This is a genomic window from Streptomyces sp. NPDC090442, assembly GCF_044769405.1.
Taxonomy (GTDB): Bacteria; Actinomycetota; Actinomycetes; order Streptomycetales; family Streptomycetaceae; genus Streptomyces.
The window spans coordinates 149,354-164,246 of sequence record NZ_JBIVXW010000001.1 but is presented as its reverse complement, the minus strand read 5'-3'; the positions used below and the strand labels follow the sequence as shown (position 1 = coordinate 164,246).

Here is a 14,893-nt window from a genome sequence, read left to right as displayed (position 1 = left end):
CCCCTCAAGAGCTCTGCGCTGACCTGCGGCAACGTGGGCGTGGCGCGGTGGGGAATGCCGCACACCTTGTCAGTCGTTCAGCTTTCAACTAACTTATTGAAACGCGAACGATCGAGGAGGTCGTCATGCCCGCTGTGACCGTTGAGAACCCGCTGGCCCTGCCGAAGGTGGCCGCGTCCGCCGGCGCGCGTACCCGTCCGGTGCTGGCCGTCACCACCGCCCCCAGCGGTTTCGAGGGCGAGGGCTTCCCGGTGCGCCGCGCCTTCGCCGGGATCGCCTACAAGTACCTGGACCCGTTCATCATGATGGATCAGATGGGCGAGGTGGAGTACGCGCCGGGAGAGCCCAAGGGCACCCCGTGGCACCCGCACCGCGGCTTCGAGACCGTGACGTACCTGCTCGACGGCACCTTCGTGCACCGCGACTCCCACGGTGGCGGCGGGGTCATCAACGACGGTGACACCCAGTGGATGACGGCGGGTTCCGGGCTGCTGCACATCGAGGCCCCGCCGGAGTCGCTGGTCATGTCCGGCGGCCTCTTCCACGGCCTCCAGCTCTGGGTGAACCTCCCCAAGAGCGACAAGATGATGGCGCCGCGCTACCAGGACATCGGCGGCGGCCAGGTCAAGCTGCTCACCTCGGCGGACGGCGGTGCGCTGTTGCGACTGATCGCCGGTGACATCGACGGCCACGAGGGGCCCGGCATCACCCACACCCCGATCACGATGATGCACCTGACCGTGAGCCCGGGCGCCCAGGTCACGCTGCCCTGGCGCACGGACTTCAACGGCCTCGCCTACGCCCTGGCCGGGAGCGGCACGGCGGGCGACGAGGGCCGCCCGTTCCACATGGGCCAGACCGTCGTCTTCGGCGAGGGGGACGCGCTGACGATCCGGGCCGACGAGAGCCAGGAGTCGCGCAGCCCCAACTTCGAGGTGGTGCTGCTGGGCGGGCTGCCGATCCGCGAGCCGATGATGCACTACGGCCCGTTCGTGATGAACACCCACGCCGAACTGGCCCAGGCCTTCGAGGACTTCCAGGCCGGCCGCCTGGGCACGATTCCCGCTGACGCGCGGTGAGCGGCCGCCGACGGCGGCACCGCGGGGGCGGCGTTTCCTGTGAAACGCCGCCCCCGCACACATGTTTCACGTGAAACGCCGGGTCGGCGGGCGGGTCGCGCGCGGTGGTCGCGCCCGTCCAATACCCCTCAACTGCATCTCTGCCGTGGTGGACTGTCTTGGTGCGAAACGACTCGGATCAAGACCGAAGCGGTGCCGAGCCCGGCCGGCTGCCGCACACCGCGCCGCTGCTGCCGATCGAGGCTCGCCGCGCCGCGGCCTGGTGCGCGGTCGGGCTGCTGGTCGCCACGGTGGTGGCCCTCGGCATCTGGCTCTGCGTCGAGTTGAGCGCCGCGGTCACGCCCGTCCTGCTGGCCCTGCTCGGTAGCGCGCTGCTCGGGCCGATGTACCGGCGGCTGGTGGCGATGCGGTTCAACCGTTCACTGGCGGCCGGACTGACCTGTGCTGTGCTGGTGATCGTGGTCGGCGGGGCCGGGTACGTCGTGATCAGCGCGCTGGTCGACACCGGCGACCAGATCATCGCCTCTCTCAAGGACGCGGCCGCGGACCTCTCCCAGCGCTTCGGGGTGGCCGGCAACTCGCTCACCGATCTGGCCGGCAACGCCAAGACGTTGGTCACCAGGTTCGGCAGCACCGCGGCCTCCGGGGTCCTCGCCGGGGTGAGCATCGTGGGGCAGTTCATCGCCGCCGCGGTGCTGGCCCTGCTGCTGACGTTCTTCTTCCTGCGCGACTCGGACAAGGCGGTCCGTGCCCTGCACGACTGGGCTCCCGGCGACTCGGCGCCGCGCCTGGAACGGATGGCCCGCCGCGGCTTCCAGTCCATCGAGGGCTTCATGCGCGGCACCACCTTCATCGCGCTGATCGACGCCCTCTGTATCACCGTCGGCCTGGTGGTCCTGGACGTCCCGGGGGCCTTCGGGCTGGGCGCCCTGGTCTTCGTCGGCGCCTACATCCCCTACCTGGGCGCGTTCATCTCCGGTGCGGTGGCGATCCTGGTGGCCTTCGCGGACCGGGGGTTCGTGATCGCGCTCTGGGCCCTCGCGGTGGTCGTCGCCGTCCAGGTGCTGGAGGGCCATGTGCTCCAGCCGATGATCCAGAGCCGTACCGTGCAGATGCACCCGGCCGTCGTGATGCTGGCGATCACGGCGGGCGCGAGCGTCGCCGGGATCCTCGGCATGTTGCTCTCCGTCCCGCTGACCGCGGCCGCCTCCGGCGTCCTCCACGAACTGCGCAGGCACTACGCCGCGGGCTCGGACAGCGACTCCTCCGGTCCCGACGACGCCGGGCCGGGCGACTCCCCCGCCGCCCCGGCGTCCTCGTAGAGCTCGAACCACGTCGACTTGCCGTCCCCGCGCGGGTCCACGCCCCACTCCCCGGCCAGCAGCTCCAGCAGGACCAGGCCGCGCCCCGAGGATGCCAGCTCGCCGGGCCTGCGGCGGTGCGGCAACTCGTCGCTGGCGTCGGCCACTTCGACCCGCAGCCGCCGGGAGCCGCGCTCGCCGGAGACCTCCGCCACGAGCAGCGCGTCCCCGTCGGTGTGCATCAGCACATTGGTGACGATCTCGGAGACCAGCAGGACGGCGGAGTCCACCTGGTCCGGGTCGGTCCAGTCGTGCAGCACATCGCGTATCTGGCGGCGCGCCGCGGCGATCCGCTCCGGCTCGGCCTGCGCGACGGAGAACACCGTGCGCCGCCCGGGCCGTCGGGCGAGCCGGTCGCCGGCGCCCAGCCCGCAGCTCGCGCCCTCGCGGGAGAGCAGTAGCAGCGCGATGTCGTCCTCGCGGCGGTCCACCAGCGGACCGGTGGTGTGGTGTGACGAGGGCCCGTGCACGGCCTGGACCAGGGAGTCGGCCAGCCGCTCCAGGCTCTCCGCGCTGCCCCCGTCCACCTCGGCGCCGTGCGCCTCGAAGACGCCGCGCAGCCGCCCCCAGCCGGTCTCCAGGTCGTGCCCACCGGTCTCGATCAGCCCGTCGGTGCACACCAACATGGTCTCGCCGGGCTCCAGGACGATCCGGGTGGTGGGGTAGTCGGTGTCCGGGTCGATGCCCAACGGCAGCCCGCCGGCGGTGGGTCGGACCATCACGGCGCCGTCGGCCATCCGGATCGCCGGGTCGGGGTGGCCGGCCCGCGCCACGTCCAGCAGGCCGGTCGCCGGATCCACCTCGACGTACAGACAGGTCGCGAAGCGCTGGTCCTCGCCGTGGCCGCGGGACTCGGTCTCGTTGATCCCGGCCAGGAAACGGGAGGCGCGGGAGAGCACCGCATCGGGATGGTGGCCCTCGGAGGCGTAGGCGCGCAGCGCGATCCTCAGCTGCCCCATCAGGCCCGCGGCCCGCACGTCATGGCCCTGGACGTCGCCGATGACCAGCGCGATCCGCCCGGACGGCAGTGGGATCATGTCGTACCAGTCGCCGCCGACCTCCAGTCCGCCGCCGGTCGGCACATAGCGGGCGGCGACCGCCATCCCCGGGATGTCCGGCTGCACCGTCGGCATCATGCTCCGCTGCAGCCCCACCGCCAGCTCCTGCTGGGACTCCTGCATCCCGGCCCTGGCCAGCGCCTGGGCCAGCATCCGCGCGACCGTGGTCAGCACCGAGCGCTCGTCCGGGGTGAAGGTGACCGGCTGCGCGAAGCCGGCCATCCAGGCGCCGATCGTCCGGCCGGCGTTGACCAACGGCAGGAACGCCCAGGAGGTGCGGTCGAAGGGGGCGGCCAGTGGCCAGGTGGCGGGGTAGCGGCGCTGGTACTCCTCCGGCGTGGGGAGGTAGATGGCCCGGCCGTTCCGCACCACCTCGGCGGCCGGGTAGTCGGTGTCCAGCATCATCTCGGAGAACGGCAGCTCGTCGCCGGGGCGGTGGCCGTGGTGGCCGATCACCGAGAGCCGGTCGCCCTGGATGCCGAAGACCGCCAGACCGTCCGGCATGAAGCCCGGCATCGACAGTCCGGCCGCGACCCGCAGCACCTCGGCCGTGGACCGCGCCTCGGCCAGCGCCCGGCCCGCGTCCAACAGGAACGCCTCGCGCGAGCGGCGCCAGTCGCCGGTCACCGGCGTCACCGCCGCCGAGGTGCCGGGCTGCGGCTCGGGCACCTCCTGAAGCGTGCCGACCAGCTCGAAGTCGCCGTCCACGATCCGGGGCCGGGTGCGGGAGCGGACGATGCGCTGCACCCGCCCGCGCTCGTCGACGATGCGCAGCCGGGCCTCGGCGACCGTTCCCTCGGAGACCGCGAGCTGGACCACGCCGTTGATCTCGGCGAAGTCGACGGGGTGAAAACGGGAGCGCACGGCCGCCTCGGTCAGTTCGACCGGCTCGGCGGGAAGCCCCAGCAGCCGGGCCGCCTCGGCGTCGAGGGTCACCCGGCCCGATGCGTTGTCCCAGCGCCACAGGCCGGTCGCGAGGGCGGCCAGGAGGTCCTTGGTGCGCATTGCATCACTTTAGGTGGATTTGAAGTGACTCGACCAGCGAGCCGGACGTGACCATCGTCCCAGCCCGGGTGCCCGCCCCCGCGTCGGGGGAGCCTGAGGGGGATATGTCAACCAGGAGGTCGGGGCCGGACGGTAACCTGGAGCGGTTATGCCATTCCCGGGGTGGTCTTTCGGGCGATCCACGCGGTGATCGGGCCAGTGGGCCCGGTGTCCCCCTGCTCGCCCGACGGCTCCCCACCTCGACTCGCGACGACTTGGATGAGCGATGCATCGGTACCGGTCCCATAACTGCGGCGAGCTCCGAGCCGCGGACGTCAACACCGACGTTCGCCTCAGCGGCTGGCTGCACAATCGACGTGACCTGGGCGGCATCCTCTTCATCGATCTGCGCGACCACTACGGCCTGGTGCAGCTCGTCGCCCGCCCCGGCACCCCGGCCAACGAGGTCCTCGGCTCGCTGACCAAGGAGACCGTCGTCCGCATCGACGGCAAGGTCAGCGCCCGCGGCGCCGACAACGTCAACCCGGACCTGCCGACCGGCGAGATCGAGATCGAGGTCACCGAGGTCGAGGTGCTCGGCGCCGCCGAGCAGATCCCCTTCACCATCAACGCCGAGGACGGTGTCAACGAGGAGAAGCGCCTGGAGTACCGCTTCCTCGACCTGCGCCGTGAGCGCATGCACCGCAACATCATGCTGCGCACCGCCGTGATCTCCGCGATCCGGCACAAGATGGTGGCCCTCGGCTTCAACGAGATGGCGACCCCGATCCTGTCCGCGACCTCCCCCGAGGGCGCCCGCGACTTCCTGGTCCCGTCCCGTCTGCACGCCGGCAGGTTCTACGCGCTGCCGCAGGCCCCGCAGCAGTTCAAGCAGTTGCTGATGATCGCCGGCTTCGACCGGTACTTCCAGATCGCGCCCTGCTTCCGCGACGAGGACGCCCGCGCGGACCGCTCGCCGGGCGAGTTCTACCAGCTCGACATCGAGATGAGCTTCGTCGAGCAGGAGGACGTCTTCCAGCCCGTCGAGAGGCTGATGACCGAGCTCTTCACCGAGTTCGGCAACGGCCGCACGGTCACCTCCCCGTTCCCGCGCATCCCGTTCCGCGAGGCGATGCTCAAGTACGGCTCCGACAAGCCGGATCTGCGCGCCGAGCTGGAGCTGGTGGACGTCTCCGACGTCTTCGCGAACTCCGGCTTCAAGGCGTTCGCCGGCAAGCACGTCCGGGCCCTGGCCGTGCCGGACACCGCCGACCAGCCGCGGAAGTTCTTCGACCAGCTCGGCGACTTCGCCGTCTCGCAGGGGGCCAAGGGCCTGGCCTGGGTCCGCGTCGGTGAGGAGAACGCGCTCGCCGGCCCGATCGCCAAGTTCCTCACCGAGGACGACGTCAAGGCGCTGGTCGCCGCCCTGGACCTCAAGCCCGGCCACGCCGTCTTCTTCGGCGCCGGCGACTTCGACGAGGTCTCCAAGATCATGGGCGCGGTCCGCGTCGAGGCCGCCAAGCGCGCCGGCCACTTCGTCGAGGACGAGTTCCGCTTCTGCTGGATCGTCGACTTCCCGATGTTCGAGCGCGACGCGGACACCGGCAAGATCGAGTTCTCCCACAACCCGTTCTCCATGCCGCAGGGCGGCCTGGAGGCGCTGGAGACCAAGGACCCGCTGGACATCCTCGCCTGGCAGTACGACATCGTCTGCAACGGCACCGAGCTCTCCTCCGGCGCGATCCGGAACCACGAGCCGGACGTCATGTACAAGGCGTTCGCGATCGCCGGTTACGACAAGGAGACCGTCGAGGCCGAGTTCGGCGGCATGCTCCGCGCCTTCAAGTTCGGCGCCCCGCCGCACGGTGGCATCGCCCCGGGCGTCGACCGGATCGTGATGCTGCTCGCCGACGAGCCCAACATCCGCGAGACCATCGCCTTCCCGCTCAACGGCAACGCCCAGGACCTCCTGATGGGCGCCCCCTCCGAGGTCGACGAGGCCCGGCTCAAGGAGCTCCACCTGAGCATCCGCACCGGCCCGGCGAAGCCGACGCCGTACAAGCCGACCAAGTAGGGCGCACGAGGGCCCGGGACCGCAAGCCGCGGTCCCGGGCCCTGGCACATCCGGCAATCAGGGAACGGCCGTTGCACCGCCGCGTAGGCACGCACGAGGGCGCCCCCGGACCGATCCGGTCCGGGGGCGCCCTCGTGCGTGCCTACGCGGCGGGGGTCAGCCCTCTTCGCCGCCGAACCGCTCCCGGTACGCCGCCAGATCGTCCTCGGTGATCTTCGCGAAGAGCACCGGCGGGACCGTGAACGACGTTCCGGCGGGCACCGAGGCCAGCGCCTGCGCCTCCTCCGGCGAGACCCAGGTGGCCGTGTCGCCGTCCAGCGCGAACGCGCCCCGCATGGCCTTCGCCGACGCCGGGATGAACGGCTCGGAGACCACCGCGTAGAGGTGGATGAGGTTCATCGCGGTCCGCAGCGTCAGCGCCGCCGCGTCCTTGTCCGTCTTGATCTCCAGCCAGGGGGCCTTCTCCTCAAGGTAGGAGTTGCCCGCGCTCCACAGGGCGCGCAGCGAGGCCGCGGCCTTGCGGAACTGGAGCGCCTCCATGTGGCCCTCGTACTCGGCGAGCAGCCGGGCGATCTCCTCGCCCAGCTTCTGCTCGGCGGCGCCGGCCTCGGCGCCGGCCGGCACCTCGTCGCCGAACCGCTTCCGGGAGAAGGAGAGCACGCGGTTGACGAAGTTGCCGAGGGTGTCGGCCAGGTCCTTGTTGACCGAGGAGGAGAACAGCTCCCAGGTGAAGGAGGTGTCGTCGGACTCCGGGGCGTGCGCCATCAGGAAGTAGCGCCAGTAGTCGGCCGGCAGCAGCTCCAGCGCCGCGTCGGTGAAGATGCCGCGCTTCTGCGACGTGGAGAACTTCCCACCGTAGTAGTTGAGCCAGTTGAACGCCTTGAGGAAGTCGACCCGCTTCCACGGCTCGCGGGTGCCCAACTGCGTCGCCGGGAACATCACGCTGTGGAACGGCACGTTGTCCTTGGCCATGAACTCCGTATAGCGGACGTTGTCGGCCTCGTACCACCACGACTTCCAGTCGCGCTCCTCCGGCGCCTGGTCCGCCCACTCCTTCGTCGAGCCGATGTACTCGATCGGGGCGTCGAACCAGACGTAGAAGACCTTGCCCTCGGCGGCCAACTCCGGCCACACGTCGGCCGGCACCGGCACACCCCAGTCCAGGTCGCGGGTGATCGCCCGGTCCTGGAGGCCCTCGGTCAGCCACTTGTGGGCGATGGACGACGCCAGCGTCGGCCACTCCTTGCTGCCGTTGCCCGCCAGCCAACCCTCGACCTCGTGCTGGAGCTTGGACTGGAGCAGGAAGAGGTGCTTGGTCTCGCGCACCTCCAGGTCACCGCTGCCGCTGATCGCCGAGCGGGCGTCGATCAGGTCGGTCGGGTCCAGGACGCGGGTGCAGTTCTCGCACTGGTCGCCGCGCGCCTTGTCGTAGCCGCAGTGCGGGCAGGTGCCGACGATGTAGCGGTCCGGCAGGAAGCGGCCGTCGGCGTTGGAGTAGACCTGGCGGATGGCCCGCTGCTCGATGAAGCCGTTCTCCTGCAGCTTGCGCGCGAAGTGCTGGGTCAGCGCGACGTTCTGCTGCGAGGAGCTTCGACCGAAGTGGTCGAACTGCAACCCGAAGCCGTCGTAGATCGCCTTCTGCTTGTCGTGCTGCTCGGCGCAGAACTCGGCGACGGACTGCCCGGCGTCCTTCGCCGCCAGCTCGGCCGGCGTGCCGTGCTCGTCGGTCGCGCAGATGTAGAGGACGTCGTGACCGCGCTGCCGCAGGTACCGGGAGTACACGTCGGCCGGGAGCATGGACCCCACCATGTTGCCCAGGTGCTTGATCCCGTTGATGTACGGAAGGGCGCTGGTGATGAGGTGTCGAGCCATTGCCGGCTGCTCCCAAGTCGCTACGGTGAGTGATGATTTGCTTTACGCAACGTCAATATCGTACTGGACGGGGTGGGGGGCTCCGCGCGGGTATTTTCCGGCCCGCAACGGGCGGATGAGGGCGTCGCGCCCCGTTCGTTCCACGTGAAACGTGCCCCGCCCACGCCCTCCATCATCACGCACGCGACGCCCGGGCTCCCCTCGTTTCCGCGGGAAACGCCGACGCGTGGCACAGGCCGCGGCCGGACCCGAATCGGGTCCGGCCGCGGCCTGTGCGTGCGGGGTGCGGCGGTGGCTCAGCTGTCCTTGAGGACCTTGGCGGCGCGGGCCTCGGTGAGCCACTCCGGGAACTCGACCATCAACTGCTGGTAGAGCTCCTCGTGGGAGAGGCTCCGGGGGGCGCGACCGGCGTGGAAGAAGCCGGCGTTGTCCACGACGCGCTTCTCCGGGATGGCCAGGTCGTCCAGCTTGCGGAGGAAGTCGAAGCCCTTGGCGTCGGGGTCACCGAAGCCGATGAACTGCCAGAAGATGGGGAGTTGGGCGGCCTGGCACAGGGCGCGCTCGGCGGCGGGCTTGGAGGTCGGTGCGCCGTCGGTCTGGAAGATGACGAAGGCGGGGTCGGTGGAGCCCGACTTCGTGTAGTGCGTGACGACGGCCTCGATGGCCCAGTGGTAGTTGGTCCGGCCCATGTGACCGAGGCCGGAGTGCAGTTCCTCGATGCGGCCCTCGTAGCTGGCGAGGTCCAGGTCGGCGGTGCCGTCCACATCGGTGGAGAAGAAGACGACCGGAACGGTGGCCTTCTCGTCGAGGTGCGCGGAGAGGCCGAGGGCCTGCTCGGCGAGGTGCTGGACCGTGCCGTCCTTGTAGTAGTTGCGCATCGAGCCGGAGCGGTCGAGCACGAGGTAGACGGTGGCGCGCTGGGCGGCGAGGCCGTGCTTCTCCAACGTGGCGCGTGCGGCCTCGTGCAGCGGCAGGAGCGCGGGCGCGGTCGCCGCGACCTGGTTGGTGGGGGCCGGGGCCTCGTTGGCCGGCTCCTGTGCTGCGGGCTCGGCGGCCTGGACGTCCGGCGCGGCCTCGGGGGCCGGTGCTTCGGTCACCGCCGCGGCCGGGGCTTCGTCCACCACCTTCTCCGGCGTCACCGCCGCCGCTACCGTCTCCTTCTCCTCCTGCGCTTCCTCCCGCTCCGGCTGGGCCGCCGGCTTCGGCGCGGGGTCGTCCTCCGCGGTGGTCGCCGCGGCGGGGACCGGGTTGTCGAACGCCTGGCTGACCAGGTCGGCGGCGGAGTCGGGCGCGGAGTCGGGGGCGACGGGCACGGCGGGCGCGTCGGCCGCGGCGCTCGGCCGCGGCGCATCGAGGCCCTTGGCGGCGGCCTCTTCCTTGGGCGCGGCCGCGTCGGTCGGGTCGGCCGCCGGCTTCGGCGCCTCGGGGGCGGCCGTCGGCTCGTCCCGTACGGGAGCCTCGTCCGCCGCCGGGGTCGGCGCCGGGGCCGCCGCCGGGGTCGGCGCCTTCGCCGTGGGCTTCGGCGCACGGTCAACCGGGCTGCTCTGGGCGGGAAGTGAGGCGGTCTTCGGGGTCGACGTGGGCACCGGCTCGGCGGGCGCCGTGCGGGCGGCCGGGACCTCGGCCTCCGGGGGCGCGGTGGGCGGGGCGACCGGAGCCGGGATGGATTCCTCGCGGGCCTCCGGGATCGTCACCGCCTCCGGCTTGTCGGTGTTCTTCCGGGCGTCGCGGGATTCGTTGCGGGCCGCCTTTGAGCGACCGAAAGCGTTGCGCAGCAGACTCCGAATGCCCATCGGCTGACCTCTCTTGCGTGTGGTGGGTGCGGCGAATGTCCGTGAAGCGCGGACATGTCCCTGACCAGGACGGATACGTAAGGGTAGCGGCCAGCACCGGCCTGATCGTGGGAACCCGCGCCCCAGATGGTTGGGCCATACGGGGGTGTTGAGCGTGGAGGTGGTTTCGCTCGACGCCCCGTCGGTCCGGAAAGAGACGTTCCGTTGCCGGAAAGCGCGTGCGCGGTCTTTGCGGAAAATCCCGATTGCTCGTTTGTGCGGGGCTACTTGGTCGCTTGCCTGGCGGATCTTGCCCTCATAGATGGTGCGGAAGTGCCCTATGGGGCATTCACGGCGAGGGGTAGCGAATGTGTCGGGGATGTCGTTGTGGTGGTGTGGGGCGCGCATCTCAGCGGCTCCAACTCGCGCGATGCGCCGACCAGTTCGTGACGGAGGGGTCGGAGGCTGCCCGGCCCCGGGGTGTTCCGACGGTCGCGTGGGCGTCTTGTCGCCGGGTGTTCACCGGCCCTTCGTTTCACGTGAAACATGCGCGTGGTTCCGTCAGTTGAGAGGGATCTACCGGCCCCGCCCGCGCGCATCACGTGGGGGAAACAAACAGGCAAGAGCTCGGTAAGAAGTAAGTCGCTCAGGTATCCGATTCGCGGATGAGCCCGTCTTCTCCGGTGACCATTGTCCTGACCGCCCGTTGTGCCTCGGGGGTGGCCGGTGAGAAGGCAAGAACCCTTTCGAGGGTGACGGGAGATGTGGGCGCATGGGGCTGACCAGTCAGTCGCTCGAAATCACAGTGATCGTGCTGGCGGTGGCCTGTGTTGCCGCGACGGTGTGGCTCTGGCCCCGGCTGTCGCGCAACGGCTGGCGCCACGTGCTGGGGAGGTTGGGGGCCATCGTGGTCACCCAGCTCTCGATCGTGTCCGCGCTCGCCCTCGCCGTGAACGCGAACTTCGAGTTCTACGGCAACTGGGACGAGTTGCTGGGCAACAACGAGCAGGCCCCGGCCGCGGTGAGTCAGGGGGACGGGCAGTACGCCACGGTCGGCAACATCAAGGGCGGACTGGTCCAACCCGCCGGCCCGCAGGGGCTCGACCGGGTGACCGGACTGCCGAAGGGGCCCGCCGACAAGGTGGGCAAGGTCGAGTCCGTACGGATCATCGGCCGCCGCACCCGGGCCATCAACCCGGCCTTCGTGTATCTGCCGCCGCAGTACTTCCAACAGCAGTTCCACCGGCAGCGGTTCCCCGTCATGGTCGTCATCAGCGGCTACCCGGGCGGGATCCTGAACCTCGCGCAGCACCTCCAGATCCCGCAGAACGCGGGCCGGTTGATCGCGCAGGGCAAGATGCAGCCGACCGTGCTGGTGATGGTGCGGCCGACCATCGCGCCGCCGCGCGACACCGAGTGCGTCGACGTGCCGGGCGGCCCGCAGGCCGAGACGTTCTTCACCAAGGACCTGCCGGACGCCATGAAGTCGGCCTACCGGGTGGGCCACGACCCCAGCGCCTGGGGCGCGTTCGGGTACTCCTCGGGCGGCACCTGCTCGCTCCAGTTGGCGATGCGCAACCCGACGGCGTACACCTCGGCGGTCTCGCTCTCCGGCGACTACGCGATCAAGGACGACCTCACCACCGGCAGCCTCTTCGGCCCCGGGCCGACCGGCGCCCAGCACCAGCGCGAGCACGACCTCCAGTGGCGGCTGAAGAACCTGCCCGCGCCGCAGGTCTCCGCGCTGGTGGCCAGCAGCCGCCAGGGCGAGTCGGACTACGGCGCCACCATGGACTTCATCCACGCGGTGAAGCCGCCGATGCGGGTCGACTCGATCATCCTGCCCCGCGGTAGCCACCAGTTCGGGACCTGGCGGCGGGAGGTCGTCCCGGCCCTGGAGTGGCAGAGCCAGCAGTTGACGTTCCCGCAGGACACCGAGCCGAACAAGCCGACGCCGGGTCAGGCGAAGGGCGTGTCCAAGGCGCAGACGCCCGCCGAGGACCGGTCCCACAAGCGGGTCGAGGCGGAGCACCCCCAGGGGTGAGGTGAGCGCCGCCGGCGACGGCGGCGCGCGGAAGGGGGCGCCGGGATGGTCCGGCGCCCCCTTCGTTGTGCGGCCGTGGGTGGCATGCCGCTCCCGGCCACTGTCGCCCGCGCCCTTCGTCGGGATCCCGCCCCAACGGGCCCCGGCTCAGGGGCGGTAGACCATCCCCGGTTCAGGCTTCGCGGGCGAGAGGAGCTGGGACACGGTGACGACCGTGTAGCCGCGGTTCCTCAGCTCCTTGAGGATGCCGGGGACGGCCGGCACGGTGCCCTTGTAGATGTCGTGCAGCAGGATGATGCCGTCGCGCTTGGTCTGGTCGAGCACCCGCTTGGTGATCAGGTCCGAGTCGGTGGTCTGGTAGTCCTTGGCGGTCACGCTCCACAGGATCTGGGCGACGCCGAGCTCCTTGCTGATCTTGGAGACCTCTTCGTCGGTCCGGCCCTGCGGCGGGCGCATCAGCGTGGGCGTCTTGCCGGTGATCTTGTGGACCTCGTCCTGGACGCGGGAGATCTCGCGCTTGGCCTCGTCCGGCTTGATGTCGGTGAGGATCTGGTGGGACCAGGTGTGGTTGGCCAGCTCGTGGCCCTCGGCGGCGATCCGCTTCACCTCGGCGGGGCGCTCGGCGATGTGGTTCTTGCCGAGCATGAAGAACGTGGCGTGGGCCTTGTTCTCCTTGAGGATGTCCAGCAGCCGGTTGGTGTTCTCGCTCGGGCCCGCGTCGAAGGTCAGGGCCACGCACTTGGCCTTGCTGCAGTCGACGTCGCCGCTGCCGGCGTCCCCGGCCTTGGCGTTCTTGGCGTCGGACGACGCGGCCTCGGCCCGCGCGTCGGCGGGCGCGGTGACGTCGTAGGAGGCGCAGCCGCTGAGGGCCAGGGCCAGGGAGGCGGCCGTCAGCAGCCCGGCTGTGGACGAGCGGCGGGCCGCGGATATCTGCTTCGGCATGCGAGATCTTTCCTGGAGTCGTTCGCTGGCTGCTGTGGTTTTTTCGGCGCTCTTCCGCGTGGTCCGGTGCTCGCCGGCGGTGGCCGGGAGCGCTCGCGACCCGTTTTTCCGGGTGTGACGAAACGGGCGCGGACGGAGTCGTGGCCCGGCGCGCCGACCGTCTGTCGAACGGACTTCAGCGACTATACAGACCAGGTACACACCATGTGTATAGAGGTGTGGGAAGGGCGGTGTGACCCGGGCGACAGCCCGATCGGGCGCACTCCGCGCGACACCCCGTCGCGCCCGCGGTGGACTTCTGCTGTGACCGCCCCGCCGGACGACTGCCTGGCCCGCAACGACTGGATCTGCGGCGACTACCTGACCTCCCGCCGCCAGATCCTGCTCGACGCGGTCGGCCAGCACGTGCAGCTCACGGTGGTCTCGGTGGGGCTCGGGTTGGTGATCGCCCTCCCCCTGGCGCTGCTGGCCCGTCGCCGGCGCTGGACGGCCGGCCCGGTGCTCGGCCTCACCACCGTGCTCTACACGATCCCGTCGCTGGCGATGTTCTCCCTGCTGCTGCCGGCCTACGGGCTCTCCGCCACCCTCGTCGTGGTCGGCCTCGCCCTCTACTCCCTCACCCTGCTCGTCCGGAACATCCTGGCGGGGCTGAGCGGAGTCCCCGTCGAGGCCAAGGAGGCCGCCCGGGGCATGGGGTACGGGCCGATGCGGCAACTGCTGACGGTGGAGCTGCCGTTGGCGGTGCCCGCCGCGATGGCCGGGCTGCGCATCGCCACGGTCTCCGCGGTCGCCCTGACCACCGTCGGCGCGATCGTCGGGTACGGCGGGCTGGGCAACCTCATCTACGCCGGGATGAACTCCTATTTCAAGGCGCAGGTGCTGACCGCGTCCGTGCTCTGCGTGCTCATCGCGGTCGCCTTCGACCTGCTGCTGCTCGGCGCGGAACGGCTACTCACGCCCTGGCGGCGGGCCGACCGGGGCCCCCGGTCGGCCCGCGGGCGCGCGCTGTCGGCGGCCTCCGGACGGCGGGCATGAGCACCCTCGCCGCGGTCTGGGCCTGGCTGACCACCGCCGCCAACTGGTCGGGGGATAACGGTATTTGGCACCGCCTCGCCCAACACGTCGTCCTCACCTTCGCCTGCCTCGTCCTCAGCGCCCTGATCGCGCTGCCGGTGGCGCTGACGCTGGGACACCTGGGCCGCGGCGGCGCGCTCGCGGTCAACCTGGCCAACGTCGGCCGCGCGGTGCCGACCTTCGCGGTCCTCGTGCTGCTCCTGCTGACCCCGATCGGGCGGCACGGGCAGTGGCCGACGATCATCGCGCTGGTGCTGTTCGCCATCCCGCCGCTGCTCACCAACGCCTACGTCGGGATGCGAGGGGTGGACCAGGACGTGGTCCGGGCCGCGCGGGGCATGGGGATGACCGGGGCCCAACTGGTGTGGCGGGTGGAGGCGCCGCTGGCGCTGCCGCTGGTGCTGACCGGCGTGCGGATCGCCGCCGTGCAGCTCGTCGCCACCGCCACGTTGGCCGCGCTGGTGGGCGGCGGTGGGCTCGGCCGGATCATCACCGCGGGCTTCAACCTGGCCAGCACCCCGCAGGTGGTGGCCGGTGCGGTGGTGGTGGCGGTGTTCGCGCTGCTGATGGAGGGAGTGTTCGAGCTCGTGCAGCGGTACGCGCCGGCCCGGGCACGCGGACGGACCCCGTGAG

Annotated in this window: 10 protein-coding genes; 6 read left to right on the top strand and 4 right to left on the bottom strand. The window is 70.8% G+C overall.

The genetic code is table 11. The features are described from left to right. Window positions 1–125 precede the first annotated feature (125 nt). Complete coding sequence (locus ACIQU6_RS00740) at window positions 126–1,079, top strand: pirin family protein (protein WP_403479452.1); 954 nt, start codon at window positions 126–128, stop codon at window positions 1,077–1,079. Window positions 1,080–1,240: 161 nt separating this feature from the next. Continuing rightward, window positions 1,241–2,401 carry an AI-2E family transporter gene (locus ACIQU6_RS00735; RefSeq protein WP_403479451.1) on the top strand — a complete coding sequence of 387 codons (1,161 nt, stop codon included), beginning with the start codon at window positions 1,241–1,243 and terminating at the stop codon, window positions 2,399–2,401. Here the strand turns inward: ACIQU6_RS00735 and ACIQU6_RS00730 are convergent. Further along, window positions 2,317–4,503, bottom strand: a complete 2,187-nt coding sequence (locus ACIQU6_RS00730; protein ID WP_403479450.1) for a SpoIIE family protein phosphatase — start codon at window positions 4,501–4,503, stop codon at window positions 2,317–2,319. The two genes, ACIQU6_RS00735 and ACIQU6_RS00730, sit on opposite strands and share 85 nt — an antisense overlap. 265 nt (window positions 4,504–4,768) lie before the next feature. Between ACIQU6_RS00730 and aspS the strand changes: the two genes are divergently transcribed. Next, window positions 4,769–6,556 carry an aspartate--tRNA ligase gene (gene aspS, locus ACIQU6_RS00725; RefSeq protein ID WP_403479449.1) on the top strand — a complete coding sequence of 596 codons (1,788 nt, stop codon included), beginning with the start codon at window positions 4,769–4,771 and terminating at the stop codon, window positions 6,554–6,556. Between the two features lie 156 nt (window positions 6,557–6,712). Here aspS and metG read toward each other — a convergent pair whose 3' ends face one another. Both metG and ACIQU6_RS00715 read right to left on the bottom strand, forming a co-directional pair. After that, window positions 6,713–8,428, bottom strand: a complete 1,716-nt coding sequence (metG, locus tag ACIQU6_RS00720) for a methionine--tRNA ligase (RefSeq protein ID WP_403479448.1) — start codon at window positions 8,426–8,428, stop codon at window positions 6,713–6,715. Window positions 8,429–8,724: 296 nt separating this feature from the next. Continuing rightward, window positions 8,725–10,221, bottom strand: coding sequence for a VWA domain-containing protein (locus ACIQU6_RS00715; RefSeq protein WP_403479447.1), 1,497 nt, complete (start codon window positions 10,219–10,221; stop codon window positions 8,725–8,727). 751 nt (window positions 10,222–10,972) lie between these two features. Here ACIQU6_RS00715 and ACIQU6_RS00710 point away from each other — a divergent pair. After that, window positions 10,973–12,244 (top strand): alpha/beta hydrolase, encoded by a 1,272-nt coding sequence (locus ACIQU6_RS00710; protein ID WP_403479446.1) that lies wholly within the window; start codon window positions 10,973–10,975, stop codon window positions 12,242–12,244. A gap of 147 nt (window positions 12,245–12,391) precedes the next feature. Here ACIQU6_RS00710 and ACIQU6_RS00705 read toward each other — a convergent pair whose 3' ends face one another. Further along, window positions 12,392–13,186: a polysaccharide deacetylase family protein gene (locus ACIQU6_RS00705; protein WP_403479445.1), complete on the bottom strand. Its 795-nt coding sequence runs from the start codon at window positions 13,184–13,186 to the stop codon at window positions 12,392–12,394. A gap of 303 nt (window positions 13,187–13,489) precedes the next feature. Here ACIQU6_RS00705 and ACIQU6_RS00700 point away from each other — a divergent pair, with 303 nt between their 5' ends. Together ACIQU6_RS00700 and ACIQU6_RS00695 are read left to right on the top strand one after the other, a co-directional pair. Then, the gene (locus ACIQU6_RS00700; RefSeq protein ID WP_403479444.1) at window positions 13,490–14,221 is read left to right on the top strand and encodes an ABC transporter permease; all 732 of its coding nucleotides are present in this window, start codon (window positions 13,490–13,492) and stop codon (window positions 14,219–14,221) included. Continuing rightward, complete coding sequence (locus tag ACIQU6_RS00695) at window positions 14,218–14,892, top strand: ABC transporter permease (RefSeq protein ID WP_403479443.1); 675 nt, start codon at window positions 14,218–14,220, stop codon at window positions 14,890–14,892. Before ACIQU6_RS00700 ends, ACIQU6_RS00695 begins: the two co-directional genes overlap by 4 nt. Window position 14,893: the final 1 nt, after the last annotated feature.

Excerpts from the sequence above, each read along its gene's own strand:
- ACIQU6_RS00705 (WP_403479445.1), bottom strand. The coding sequence starts at position 13,186 with ATGCCGAAGCAGATATCCGCGGCCCGCCGCTCGTCCACAGCCGGGCTG.
- ACIQU6_RS00740 (WP_403479452.1), top strand. The coding sequence starts at position 126 with ATGCCCGCTGTGACCGTTGAGAACCCGCTGGCCCTGCCGAAGGTGGCC.
- ACIQU6_RS00710 (WP_403479446.1), top strand. The coding sequence starts at position 10,973 with ATGGGGCTGACCAGTCAGTCGCTCGAAATCACAGTGATCGTGCTGGCG.
- aspS (WP_403479449.1), top strand. The coding sequence starts at position 4,769 with ATGCATCGGTACCGGTCCCATAACTGCGGCGAGCTCCGAGCCGCGGAC.
- metG (WP_403479448.1), bottom strand. The coding sequence starts at position 8,428 with ATGGCTCGACACCTCATCACCAGCGCCCTTCCGTACATCAACGGGATC.
- ACIQU6_RS00730 (WP_403479450.1), bottom strand. The coding sequence starts at position 4,503 with ATGCGCACCAAGGACCTCCTGGCCGCCCTCGCGACCGGCCTGTGGCGC.
- ACIQU6_RS00695 (WP_403479443.1), top strand. The coding sequence starts at position 14,218 with ATGAGCACCCTCGCCGCGGTCTGGGCCTGGCTGACCACCGCCGCCAAC.
- ACIQU6_RS00715 (WP_403479447.1), bottom strand. The coding sequence starts at position 10,221 with ATGGGCATTCGGAGTCTGCTGCGCAACGCTTTCGGTCGCTCAAAGGCG.